The following is a 12844-nucleotide window of genomic DNA, read 5'->3' as shown; positions in this document are numbered from 1 at the left end:
AGGAGAAGACGGCAATGACCGAGAAACTTGTAATTATAGGCAATGGCATGGCGCCCGGGCGCATGCTGGAACATTTGTTCGAGGCCGCGCCCGACCGCTACCAGGTCACGATCTTCAACGCCGAACCCCGCGTGAACTACGATCGCATCATGCTTTCGCCCGTGCTCTCCGGCGAGAAAAGTTTTGAGGAGATCGTCATCCATGGCGATGGCTGGTACATCGCTAATGGCGTGCTCCTCTACAAAGGGCACAAGATCATCGCCATTGACCGGGTGGCAAAAACCGTCACCTCAGACAAGGGCATTACGGAAAGCTACGACAAGCTGGTCGTAGCGACCGGATCGGTTCCCTTCCTGATCCCTGTTCCGGGCCATGATCTTCCCGGCGTCATAACGTATCGAGATCTGGACGATGTGAGTGCGATGCTGCTTGCTGCCCAGTCGCAAGACAAGGCGGTCGTCATCGGCGGGGGCCTCCTTGGCTTGGAGGCCGCTGCCGGTCTCAGGGAACGGGGCATGAATGTCACTGTCCTTCACGTTATGCCGACGCTGATGGAGCGCCAGCTCGATCCCGCTGCGGGCTACCTGCAAAAGGCCGTGGAGGCGCGTGGCATCGAGGTCATCACCAAGGCCGACACAAAGGCGATCCTCGGTGAAAAGCGCGTGACCGGCGTGGAGCTGAAAGACGGCCGCATCATTCCGGCCTCGCTCGTTGTAATGGCCGTCGGCATCCGTCCGAATGTCGCACTTGCCAAAGAAGCAGGACTTGAAACCGGACGAGGTATCGCGGTCGATGCGTCCATGCAGACATCCGATCCGTCAATCCTGGCGCTCGGCGAATGCGTCGAGGTGGGGGGGCGAACCTATGGCCTCGTGGCGCCGCTCTATCAGATGGCGCGGGTGGCAGCTGAGAAGCTGGCCGGCGCGCCCGAACCACGCTTCGAGCATTCCGAGACCCCAACCAAACTCAAGGTAACAGGCATCGACCTCTATTCGGTCGGCGACTTCGCAGACGGCGACGATCGTGAGGAAATCGTGCTGCGGGATGCCACGGCAGGCGTCTATAAGCGCCTTGTACTGAAGGATAACCGCATCATCGGCGCCGTACTTTTCGGCGAGACTGGCGACGGCGCGTGGTTCGCCGAGCTACAGAAGAAGGAAGCGGACATCGCGTCCATGCGTGACACGCTAATTTTCGGACAAGCCTTTCAGGGGGGCGCCTCCGCGGACCCTTTGGCAGCCGTTGCGGCACTGGCAGATGATGCGGAAATCTGCGGCTGCAACGGCGTCTGCAAGAGCAAGATCGTTTCTACCATTCTATCCAAAGGACTGACCGGCCTCGACGATGTGCGGGCTCATACGAAGGCGTCGGCCTCTTGCGGCACCTGCACGCCGCTGGTCGAGAAGCTGATGACGCTTACCCTGGGTGACAGCTATAACCCAGCCGCCGTCCAGCCTGTATGCTCCTGCACCACGCTGGGGCATGACGAGATCCGCCGTCTCATCAAAGCCAAGCAACTCAAGACCATTCCCGCCATCATGCAGGAACTGGAATGGAAGACGTCCTGTGGCTGCGCGAAATGCAGGCCGGCCCTCAACTACTATCTGATCGCGGATTGGCCCGACCAATATGCCGACGATTACCAGTCGCGCTTCATCAATGAGCGCGTCCACGCCAATATCCAGAAGGATGGCACTTATTCGGTCGTGCCCCGCATGTGGGGCGGCGTAACATCTGCGAGCGAACTCCGCGCCATTGCCGATGTCGTCGACAAGTTCGCCATACCAGCCGTAAAGGTCACCGGCGGCCAGCGTATAGACATGCTGGGCATCAAGAAGGAAGATCTGCCGGCAGTATGGGCAGATCTTGGCGAGGCGGGTTTCGTTTCCGGCCATGCCTACGCAAAAGGCCTGCGCACGGTAAAAAACCTGCGTCGGTACCGACTGGTGCCGCTTCGGAACGCAGGATTCCACCGGTTTCGGCATTCGCATCGAAAAATTCATGTGGGGCTCGTGGACTCCCGCCAAGGTGAAGATGGCGGTGTCGGGCTGTCCGCGTAACTGCGCAGAAGCCACCTGCAAGGATGTCGGGGTGATCTGCGTGGATTCCGGCTACGAAATCCACTTCGCCGGTGCAGCTGGTCTCGACATAAAGGGAACCGAGGTTCTGGGTCTGGTAAGGACGGAGGACGAGGCGCTCGAGGTGATCGTAGCGCTCGTTCAGATGTATCGCGAGCAGGCCCGCTATCTCGAGCGCATCTACAAATGGGCCAAGCGCGTCGGCACCGCCGAGATCAAGCGACAGGTGCTGGACGATGTGGTGCGACGCCAGGAATATTTCGACCGCTTCGTCTTCTCCCAGAAATTTGCACAGGTCGACCCGTGGTCCGAACGCGTGTCCGGGAAGGACAAGCACGAGTTTCAGCCGCTGGCGGCTGTTTCTTTTCAGCAGGCAGGGGAGTGAACCATGGAATGGTTTGACATTGGCCGCATCAGCGACATCCCGCTACGCGGCGCACGATGCGTGGAATCGCCGCTAGGCCGCGTCGGCATCTTCCGGACAGCCGATGACAAGGTCTACGCAATCGAGGATCATTGTCCGCATCGGGGCGGCCCCCTCAGCCAAGGCATTGTCCACGGCGCATCCGTGACCTGTCCGCTGCACAATTGGGTTTTCTCGCTGGAGACGGGAGAAGCGCAAGGGGCGGACGAGGGCGCCGTCAAGACCATTCCCGTCAAGCTGGTCGAAGGACGTATTTCGCTTGGACTAGACCTCACCCTGGCGGCAGCCGCGGAATGACAAGAATTCAGGAAAAGCCGACAACCGAGGTGAGGACAACCTGCCCCTATTGCGGGGTGGGATGCGGTGTGTTGGCGCGTGTCGCCGCGGACGGGACCGTAACGGTTCGCGGCGACACGGATCATCCCGCCAATTTCGGGCGACTTTGCTCCAAGGGTTCAGCGCTTGCCGAGACCGTTGGGCTGGAAGGTCGGGTCCTTTATCCCGAGATTGGAGGAAAGCAGGCATCCTGGGAGGATGCGATCAACCTCGTGGCGCAGAAATTCTCCCAATCCATCACGGAACACGGGCCTGATTCCGTCGGCTTCTATATTTCCGGCCAGATGTTGACAGAGGACTACTACGTCGCGAACAAGCTGATGAAGGGCTTCATCGGTTCGGCCAATATCGATACCAATTCGCGACTGTGCATGGCCTCATCCGTCGCCGGGCACAAACGCGCCTTCGGGGAAGATATCGTCCCGGGCGTTTATGAAGATCTGGACGAGGCCGATCTGGCCGTGCTTGTGGGTTCCAACCTGGCCTGGTGCCACCCGATCCTCTATCAGCGGTTGGTTTCGGCTCGCCAGAAACGCGGAACAAAAATCGTGGTTATCGATCCGCGCCGCACCGCCACGGCCGACGAGTGTGATCTTCATCTACCGATCCGTCCGGGTACGGATGTCCTGCTTTTCAATGGCTTGCTTGCCCATCTGGCGAGTCACAACCTGCTGGATCGCAGCTTCATAAATTCGGCAACGTCCGGCTTCGAGGAGGCGCTAGCATTAGCCTCAGCCGACGCCTCCGTGCCGGAAGCGGTGGCGAAGGGGTGCGGGATTCCGCTGGCGGATCTGCACCTTTTCTACGAGCTTTTTATTGCGACGGATCGCAGTGTTACAGTCTATAGCCAAGGGGTCAACCAGTCCGCACATGGCACCGACAAGACCAATGCGATCATCAATTGCCATCTGGCGACCGGGCGCATCGGGCGGCCCGGCATGGGGCCTTTCTCCGTCACCGGCCAGCCAAACGCCATGGGCGGGCGCGAAGTCGGGGGACTCGCCAATCAACTTGCAGCCCATATGAGTTTCGAAAACCCGCAGGATGTCGATCGCGTCGGGCGCTTCTGGAACGCGCCAAACATTGCTCGGAAGGCGGGCCTGAAAGCCGTCGATCTCTTTCGCGCCGCCGGCGATGGGAGCATCAAGGCCTTGTGGATCATGGGCACCAACCCGGCCGTCTCCATGCCCAATGCAGGCCAGGTGCGCGCCGCGCTGAAGAGTTGTGATTTCGTTGCTGTGTCCGACGTGACGAGAACCGACACGACCCGATATGCCGACGTGTTCCTGCCCGCCGCCAGTTGGGGGGAGAAGAACGGCATGGTGACTAATTCGGAACGAAGAATGTCCCGCCAACGACCATTCCTGCCTGTGCCGGGAGAAGCACGCCCGGACTGGCGCATCATATGCGATGTCGCGGCGCGGATGGGCTTTGCCGGAGCGTTCGCTTTCGACGATAGCGCAGCCGTATTCCGCGAACATGCCGCGCTATCCGCCTTCGAGAATGCTGGCCAGCGGTTCTTCGATATCGGGACGCTGGATGAGATGGACGGCGAGGCTTACGATCATTTCGACCCAAGCCATTGGCCCATGCCCAAAGCACGACCCGCGATAAGCAGGTTGGGCGGCGACGGTTTTTTTCCTACTGCGGACGGGCGCGCGCACTTTGTGCCCGTGCGTCAGGAGGCGGTAGCGCTGCCCACCGACGTGGCCTATCCGCTCGCGCTGAACACCGGACGCATGCGGGATCAATGGCATACCATGACACGCACAGGCCGCGTGCCGCGACTGATGTCACACGTATCGGAACCGGCGATCGATATGCATCCGAACGATGCGGCCGCTCGCGATCTTGTCGACGGGGATCTTGCATACGTGACAAGCCCTTACGGTTTTGCGCGCGCCAAAGTGAATATCACCGATGCGCAACGGCCCGGCGAAGCTTTCCTACCGATGCATTGGAGCGGATACTTCGCCGCGAATGCCGGGACTGGCGCACTATCTACTCCCATCTGCGACGCGTTTTCCGGTCAGCCTGAATTGAAGCACGTTCCCGTCAAGATCGTGCGGGAGAATGTTGCCTGGGAGGGCGTCCTGATCACGCGACGTGATCTGCGACCCGTCGGTTTTGTTCATTGGAGCCGCCATGCTGTGCCGGGCGGCTGGATTTATGCCCTGTGTGGCACCGAAACACCCGACCAGGGCATCCTGTTGTCGCGAATGCTCATGGAAGCGCAGCGTGAACAATTGCTGGAATACACCGACCGCCGGGGTCTCAATTACCGCGCCGCCGCCATAGACGCCGACGGAACTCTGAGCGAAGCGCTGCTGGTCGCCCCAAAAGGCCAGTTGCCACCGCGCGACTGGCTCGTGTCATTGCTTGGCTCGCGCGACGCTTTGAGCAGTGCCGAGCGGATGGCGTTGTTATCGGGTCGCTCTCCCGTTCCTATGCCCGCGGTCGGGCGAATAATCTGCTCCTGCTTCAATGTTGACGTGAACCAGATTGTATCAGCCATCGCTGCGGGATGCGGCGAGGTGGACGACATTGGAGAACGCATTCGTGCCGGTACCAATTGCGGCTCGTGCCGCTCCGAGATCAGGAAAATCATCGATGAAACTCGTGTCAGCGCCTAACACCAATTCGCCGCCGCCGCGCATTTCCGCGCTCAGCGTGCTTCCAGCTTTCTTCAACCTCGCAGGAAAACGCGCGGTTGTGGCGGGCGGGAGCGAGGCGGCGGCCTGGAAAGCGGAACTCCTGGTTGCGGCCGGAGCCGATGTCCATGTCTACGCGTCCCCCGAATGTCTTTCGGAGAGCATGGCGTCTCTTTGCGCACAGGAGCCTTGCATGACGTACCACGCAGAGGGTTGGAGCGCGGAATGCCTTGCAGGCGCGGCAGTAGCGCTGGCCGATGCTGAAGACGACGTGGTAGCGGCGACATTCGAGAGGGCGGCGCGCAGTGCAGGCGCTGCCTGGAACGTGATAGACAAGCCCGCCTACTGCCAATTTCAGTTCGGTTCCATCGTAAACCGATCACCGGTAGTTATCGGCATCTCGACGTCAGGCGCAGCACCCATACTTGGTCAGGCTGTGCGCCGTCGCATCGAAACATTGCTGCCGCGCTCGCTTGCTGAATGGGGCGCCCTCGCGCAAACGTTACGTGACAAGGTTACGGAGCGCCTTGCTCCGGGGCAGGCTCGCCGCAATTTCTGGGAGCGATTTGTCGACCGCGCTTTCGGCTCCATACCTGATGATAATACCCGCACGGAACTCCAAGGCGACATTGACGGCTTGGCCGCACGCCGACCTCGGGGCCATGTGACCTTTGTCGGCGCCGGTCCCGGCGATCCAGAGTTGCTGACGCTGAAAGCCGTTCGTGCACTTCAGGCAGCGGATGTCATTTTGTTCGACGACCTCGTATCGGACGAGGTGCTGGAACTGGCGCGGCGCGAGGCAAAACGCATTCTTGTCGGCAAGCGCGCCGGAAGGCCCGGTTGCCAGCAGCACGAGATCAACACGATGATGATTACCCTGGCAAAGGCCGGCCACAGAATTGTGCGACTGAAATCCGGCGATCCGATGATATTCGGTCGCCTTGGCGAGGAAGTGGCGGCCCTTGATGGCGAAGAGATAGAGCACAGCGTCGTTCCGGGCATCACCGCCGGACTGGCTATGGCTGCGAGACTTGGCGTCTCCCTGACCCATCGCGATTGCGCAAAGTCAGTCCGGTTCGTAACCGGACATTCGCGGTATGGCGGCTTGCCGCGGGATATGGACTGGGAATGTGTTGCCGATCCCTCTGCAACAACGATCTTCTACATGGGCGGCCGCACAGCCGCCGAAATATCGGCCGCGCTGATCGCGCGCGGCATGCCGGCTGACACACCTACCGTTGTCGGCACAGATATTGGCCGTGCCAAAGAGAAAATATGGCCCACCGATCTGGCAGGGTTATCGCAGTGCTGCGCCATGGCAGCTGACGGACAGCCCGTTCTGATCGGCATCGGACGCGTATTCCGGCAGAAATCAGCTTCCGATCATCTCCTGCCCTCTGACCTACCTAAAAAAGCGAGGATGGCGCATGCCTCGTAGCGATTTCAGGCGTCAAATTCTCGCGCGATTTTTTCGCTTTTCTCGACTGTCGTCTGGAACCGCGAGATCGAATAGGTGGCGAGATCGACTGAAGGCGGCTGATCGCAGATAATCTGAGCCAGGCACTCGCCTACAGCTGGCGCGATCTGAAATCCCCCGCCACTCGCGCCAAATGCGTGAAACAACCCGGGCGTCGTCTGGCTTTCGCCGATGACCGGCAGCATATCGGGCAAGTAACCCTCGACCCCCGACCACACTCTGATGACTTCCGCGTTGCTCAGCGCGGGAATATGGCTAGCAACGGCGCGCATACCGTTCAGCGTCTTGTGTGGAGGCACGAAAGTATGCCTTCCATCCGCATTGGCGAGCGTGCGCGGATAGCCGGCAAATATATAGTTGCCACGCGGGATCTGCCGGATAATCAGATCGCCCTCAATTGCGTAGACAGAAGGCTTGAGATGATAGGGAAGAGGCTCGGTAACGAACTGCGGCGGACCGGCGGAGAACAGGGGAACGGGTTCACCAAATTGCGTGCAGATGGCGTTTGCCCAACCACCTGCGGCGTTGAGCAGCTTCGTTGCATGGATTTCCCGACCATCTTGGCATTCAAGCCTGAAGAGATCGTCCGACCAGGTTGCTCTGACAAGCTCAATATTCTCAAGCAAGGTGCCGCCATGGCGCAGCATTGCCCTTGCCACCGCGGGTGTCGCAAGTCTTGGATTGGCGACTGCACAGCGGGGCGAATAGGATGCAATCAGCGCGCTGTCGGCGAGCCATGGCAGGTTCTGTCGCAGTTCTGCACCCTGCCAGATCACAATGTCCAGGCCGCATGCACGCGAGTTTGACGCATAGGCAAGCAGTCTTTCCCTGCCGGTTTCCGTATATGCAAAATAGACCATGCCGTTGCGGTCGTATTCGCAGCCTTCGCCGATCAGCGCATCGAAATTTTCCCAATGCGCCTGCGCCAGAAGAGAGAGCGGATATTGACTTATCGAGCGCCCTTGAAGGCGCAAACCGCCGAAATTCGCACCACTTGATTGCGCTCCGACATACCCTCGTTCGATGATCGCGACCGTCTTGCCCATGCGAGCCAGAAAGAACCCGGTGAAACAGCCGAACAGGCCACCGCCAATAATAGCAACGTCGTAATGCGCGGTACTCATGGATGAACAACTTCCGATTGACTGGCAGAGATCGGAATTGGTTTGACCGGCGCCTGGGCGCGCATACGCCCAACGTCAGCGACCGGTAAGCCGCTGGCCGTCGCTGTCAGTTCCTGCAAGGTCTGGCCACAGAATCGCCCCTGGCAACGCCCCATCCCGCAGCGGGTAATGGCTTTGACGCGGTTCACCTCGACCGGGCCAGCAATGTTTCCTACCGCCGCGCGGATTTCTCCGGCACTGACTCGTTCACACCTGCAAACGATGGTCGCATCCGGCAGTGTGCCCGCCATCTCATGTGGCCAGCGGAATGCTTTCGCCATATGGAGCTGAAACTGTCTTAACCTGCCGACTGAACGACGCAGCGCCCTCATTTCTGCGGACAGAGCGGGATTTCCGCGCGCTTCAAGCATTGAAAGAGCCGCGAGACGTCCGCTCTTGGCAGCAGCAACGCGCCCGCCGGTCTGCGCGCAATCGCCGGCAAGCCAGAGATTCGGGCCTGCGCGTCCGTCCTCGTCGATGAGGGGAAACCAGTTGCGCAAGGTCGGATCGAAGCGGAACTGCGCTCCAGCCAATTCCGCCAGCTGCGTTTCAGGTCGCAAACCGTAGCCGTAGGCGACGGCGTCGCAGGATATGCGTTCGACACAACCATCCGCGTGTTGGATCTCGAGCGCTTCTACTCGATCGTGGCCGACGATGCGCTGAGGGCTTGCGCCCGTAACCATTCGCACGCCGCGTCGTTTCAATTCCAGCAGAAGTGACACACCCTCAAGCAAGGTGGTGGGCGCTGTCAGCGCCATTCCAATGCCCGCTTTCATCTTGTTCAGTCGCGGAACGGTATCAACGACCACGAGACTTCTGACGCCCATGCGGGCATATTGCACCGCGGCCAGATAGAGCAGGGGAGAAGATCCCGCCATAACGACCGACTGTCCGATCAGCGCCGCATGCTGCTTCAACGCGACCTGCGCGCCGCCAAGCGAGTACACCCCGGGGAGCGTCCATCCGGGAAGGGCCATGATCCGATCGGTCGCCCCCGATGAAATCATCAACTGACTGAATTTCAACTCCTCATGCCGACCGTCACGCAGGATTTCGAGACGATCGCCGAATATGCCCCATATAAGATTTCCTGGACGCCAGTCACATGCCTTGAGTATCGCGTCCTCGGCGGCTTCTCGGCGTGCGGTTTCCACAACGCCCTTGCTGCCCATGAGGCGGCGAGCCAGCGGCTGCACCGCCGATGCCAGACGGCGTGTGCCTTGGCCACCGGGCCGCACAGCTTCATCGAGAATGATCGGGCGCAACCCTGCTTCAACCAGAGTTGCTGCACATGCCAGTCCAGCCGGTCCCGCGCCGATTATGACAGGAGAATGTTCGCTCTCGCTCATGTCAGGGTGATCTCTTGTTTCGGCAAGGAGCAGAGGTCGAGGCCAGGCACCACCTCGACCGTGCAAGCGCGCAGACGTCTGCCATCGCGCGTCCATACCGTGCAGTCCTGACACGCGCCCATCAAACAAAAGCCGGCGCGTGGCTTGTGATCGAACTCCGAGCGCCCCGTCGTCAGCCCAGCCCCAAGTAGCGCCGTAATCAGCGACTCGCCCGAAATGGCTTCAATCTCACGCCCATCGAAGCGAATAATCGTGTCGGGTTGCCGGGGACACAAACGGTGAAAGAGAGGTGCAGGCGTGATCGTCATTATTGCAATCCAATAAACCCTATTGCATAAAGAGAATGCAAAGCAGCACTGCTGTCAATCCATATCTGGATCGTCCCCTAGCCCGACAGCTAATCTTCTAGCTGAACGAGATGGCGCGCGCCGCCGCGATGACCAGCTTCGGGAAGGTTTCCAAAACAACGTCCCGATTGAACCGGGCCAGTGGAACGGCAACGCTAACAGCGGCAATGACATTTCCGTCCGGACCGGTAATCGGCGCGCCGATCGACGCGTCCCCGTGATAGATTTCCTCGAATGCGGCGGCAAAACCCTTGCCTCGCGCTTCATCGAGAAGCGCCATGACGGCATCGGGCGTCGTCGGTGTTGCGGGCGTATGCGCCTTGAACTCTGTATTGGCCAGAATATGCGCGACATCTTCCTCTGGCAGACGCGATAGAATGGCCCGGCCCGGCGAGGTGCAATAGGCGGGCAGGCGAGATCCCGTAATAACGTCGGTCGCTAGCATTTGCCGGCTGAGATAGCGGGTTACGAACACTATCTCGGTACCGTCTAGAATGGTCAGCGAGACAGCTTCCTCGGTTTCCTTACTCAAGTGCTGGAGTGCGGGCATTGCGCGATCGACCAGCCGCGAACTGCGGGTATAATGATATGCAAGATCCAATGTCTTGATCGACAGCTCGAACTGGCGAGAGATCGGGTCCCTACGCAGATATCCCAACTGCGTCAGCGTATGCGTGAAACGCTGCGCCGTACTAATATCCATGCCCGTGAACTGCGCAATCTGCGACATCGTCAACGAGGCGTGCCCCTTGTCAAAAACCGTAAGAACCTTGAATGCCTTCGCGACCGACTGCACCATCAGCGGATCGGTTCTCTTGGGCTGCGGGGTCTTGTCGTTCATCCGTATTCCTCCGTCCCGCTCTCTCCGCACACAATCGCGTCCATTGCAAGCCATCATAGCCATGCGGCAGGCTCGCTTTGGATGCGCAGAAGCGACGCTCAAATTTTAAGCTTGACCTAACAATCCTGCATAGTACCATTATGCAATAATAGTTATTGCAATGCAATGGGAGAGCTTTATTGGAACAGTTCGTACTTGTGGAAACGATCGGCCGCGTTCGTCGCCTGACCCTTAACCGCCCGGAAAAGCTCAACGCGTGGAACACGCCGATGCGCGACCAGCTGATCGCAGAACTGAAAGCTGCCGAATCCGATGCGGACGTGGGTGCAATCGTACTCACTGGCGCTGGCGACCGTGCTTTCGGCGCAGGGCAGGACCTGTCGGAGAGTAAGAGCTTCGATGCAGACCGTGCCGAGTCGTGGATGGCGGAATGGAAGACGCTCTACAATCTGTTCCGGAAAGGCTCGAAGCCGATCGTTGCGGCGCTCAACGGCATTGCCGCCGGCTCGGCGTTCCAGGTTTCTCTTCTGTGCGATCTCCGCATCGCTCACGCCGGCGTCAAGATGGGGCAGCCGGAGATCAATTCCGGCATCGCCACTGTCACCGGAAGCTGGATCATGCGCGAAATTCTCGGCCTCGCTCGAACCATTGACCTGACCCTGACCGGCAGAATGCTGGAGGCAAAGGAAGCCTTCGAATTCGGACTGATATCGCGCATTGTCGACGCCGACAAAGTACAGTCCGAAGCGCTCGAGCTCGCGGAATTTCTGGCCGGTAAGCCGCCAGTTGCGATGCGATTGAACCGCCAGCGCTTTTCCGAACTGACAGAGGCTGGCTTCGAAAATGCAATGACTGCCGGTGTCCGCATCCAGCGGGAGGCCTACGCCTCCGGGGAGCCGCAGGCAATGATGGAAAAGTTCCTGGCAACGAGAGCTGCCCGCAAGGCCTGATTTCTACCAGTCGTCGCAATGGGAGACGATTGTATCTGCCAACCCAATAGACGCCGTCGAAACGGTGCGCGAACTCCAGAGGAACACAGAATGTCCAGGTCCAACCTTTTCAATCTCAACCGCCGCACGCTGCTCGCTACAGGCGCGGCAGCACTCGCCACGCCCGCATTTTTGCGGCGGGCGTGGGCGGAACAATCTCTCGTAATCGCCGATCCGGGCGGCCCGTTCACCGAAGGCTATCGAAAAGCGTTTTACGAGCCCTTCACCGCGGCGACGGGCATCACGATCACTGGCGTTGCGCGCGATGCAGAGCCCACAGCGCAGTTCAAGTCCATCGTGGAAACAGGTTCCTACATCTGGGATGTCTGCACGCTGACCCTGTCGGCACGCCTTATCCTTGAAGATGAAGATCTGCTCGAACCCTTGAACCTCGACCCGGCGAAGGTCAGCAATGTAATGCCGGAAGCCGTGTACCCGAACATGCTCGGCACCGACGTCTATTCGACGGTTCTCGCTTACAATACCGACACCATAACCGAGGCACCCGAGGGCTGGAGTGCTTTCTGGGACGTCGAACGCTTTCCCGGTCGCCGTTCGCTACGACGCAATCCGATCGACACGCTCGAAATCGCGCTTATGGCGGATGGCGTCGAACCCAAGGATCTCTACCCGCTCGATGTCGATCGCGCGTTCAAGAAACTTGATGAAATCAAAAGCCACGTCGATGTCTGGTGGACCGGCGGTGCGCAGTCGACGCAGTTGCTTGAAAGCGGCGAAGTCGACATGATCGCAGCCTGGAACGCTCGCATTCAATCCGCCATCGACGGTGGAGCACCCGCAAAGATCGTGTGGAACGGGGGACTTTATTCCATCGAAGGGTGGGGAATCCCCAAAGGAAATCCGAAAGCCGACATAGCACGTGAGTTCGTCGCCTTCTGTGCGCAAGGTGATATGCAGGCCAAGTTTACAGACGATGTCGCCTACGGCCCGACCAACCTGAGCGCCTATGATCACATCGACCCCGAACGCGCCGCGATTCTGCCGACGGCACCTGAAAATCTCAAGGTAATGTCGCTCGCCTCCGAGCCCTACTGGAAAGAGAACCGCGCCGCCCTCAGCGAGCGGTTCAACAGCTGGCTTCTGGCCTAACCCATTCGGGAGGACGGCTTTGGTGCCGCCCTCCCGCCCATGAAATCAAGCGTCACTAAAGCAGCGCGTTCGCCTGAGC

Annotated in this window: 9 protein-coding genes and 1 pseudogene; 6 read left to right on the top strand and 4 right to left on the bottom strand. The window is 59.6% G+C overall.

Annotation, left to right across the window (positions count from 1 at the left end):
* The first annotated feature begins 14 nt into the window (after positions 1–14).
* From nirB to cysG, 4 genes and pseudogenes are all read left to right on the top strand, one after another.
* Positions 15–2463: pseudogene (nirB, locus tag IE151_RS10230) on the top strand (nitrite reductase large subunit NirB).
* Between the two features lie 3 nt (positions 2464–2466).
* Entirely contained in the window at positions 2467–2799 is a 333-nt protein-coding gene (nirD, locus tag IE151_RS10225; RefSeq protein WP_189489911.1) for a nitrite reductase small subunit NirD, read from the top strand.
* On the top strand, positions 2796–5471 hold the full coding sequence (locus IE151_RS10220) for a nitrate reductase (protein ID WP_189489910.1): 2676 nt from the start codon (positions 2796–2798) through the stop codon (positions 5469–5471). Before nirD ends, IE151_RS10220 begins: the two co-directional genes overlap by 4 nt.
* Positions 5449–6927: a siroheme synthase CysG gene (gene cysG, locus IE151_RS10215; protein ID WP_189489909.1), complete on the top strand. Its 1479-nt coding sequence runs from the start codon at positions 5449–5451 to the stop codon at positions 6925–6927. The genes IE151_RS10220 and cysG overlap by 23 nt, the downstream gene beginning before the upstream one ends.
* A 5-nt stretch (positions 6928–6932) precedes the next feature.
* Here the strand turns inward: cysG and IE151_RS10210 are convergent, their stop codons facing one another.
* The 4 genes from IE151_RS10210 to IE151_RS10195 form a co-directional block, all read right to left on the bottom strand.
* A complete protein-coding gene (locus IE151_RS10210) occupies positions 6933–8090 on the bottom strand; it encodes an NAD(P)/FAD-dependent oxidoreductase (RefSeq protein WP_189489908.1) in 1158 nt (385 codons plus the stop codon).
* Positions 8087–9478 carry an NAD(P)/FAD-dependent oxidoreductase gene (locus IE151_RS10205; RefSeq protein ID WP_189489907.1) on the bottom strand — a complete coding sequence of 464 codons (1392 nt, stop codon included), beginning with the start codon at positions 9476–9478 and terminating at the stop codon, positions 8087–8089. Before IE151_RS10205 ends, IE151_RS10210 begins: the two co-directional genes overlap by 4 nt.
* A complete protein-coding gene (locus IE151_RS10200) occupies positions 9475–9786 on the bottom strand; it encodes a (2Fe-2S)-binding protein (protein WP_189489906.1) in 312 nt (103 codons plus the stop codon). Before IE151_RS10200 ends, IE151_RS10205 begins: the two co-directional genes overlap by 4 nt.
* Before the next feature lie 97 nt (positions 9787–9883).
* Positions 9884–10666 carry an IclR family transcriptional regulator gene (locus IE151_RS10195; RefSeq protein WP_244636697.1) on the bottom strand — a complete coding sequence of 261 codons (783 nt, stop codon included), beginning with the start codon at positions 10664–10666 and terminating at the stop codon, positions 9884–9886.
* A 179-nt stretch (positions 10667–10845) separates the two neighbouring features.
* Between IE151_RS10195 and IE151_RS10190 the strand changes: the two genes are divergently transcribed.
* Both IE151_RS10190 and IE151_RS10185 read left to right on the top strand, forming a co-directional pair.
* Positions 10846–11616 carry an enoyl-CoA hydratase/isomerase family protein gene (locus IE151_RS10190; protein WP_189489905.1) on the top strand — a complete coding sequence of 257 codons (771 nt, stop codon included), beginning with the start codon at positions 10846–10848 and terminating at the stop codon, positions 11614–11616.
* A 90-nt stretch (positions 11617–11706) separates the two neighbouring features.
* Positions 11707–12765 (top strand): ABC transporter substrate-binding protein, encoded by a 1059-nt coding sequence (locus IE151_RS10185; protein ID WP_189489904.1) that lies wholly within the window; start codon positions 11707–11709, stop codon positions 12763–12765.
* Positions 12766–12844: the final 79 nt, after the last annotated feature.

This window comes from Limoniibacter endophyticus, assembly GCF_014652835.1.
In the GTDB taxonomy this organism is placed as follows: Bacteria; Pseudomonadota; Alphaproteobacteria; order Rhizobiales; family Rhizobiaceae; genus Limoniibacter; species Limoniibacter endophyticus.
This window is presented reverse-complemented; position numbering and strand designations above follow the sequence as displayed.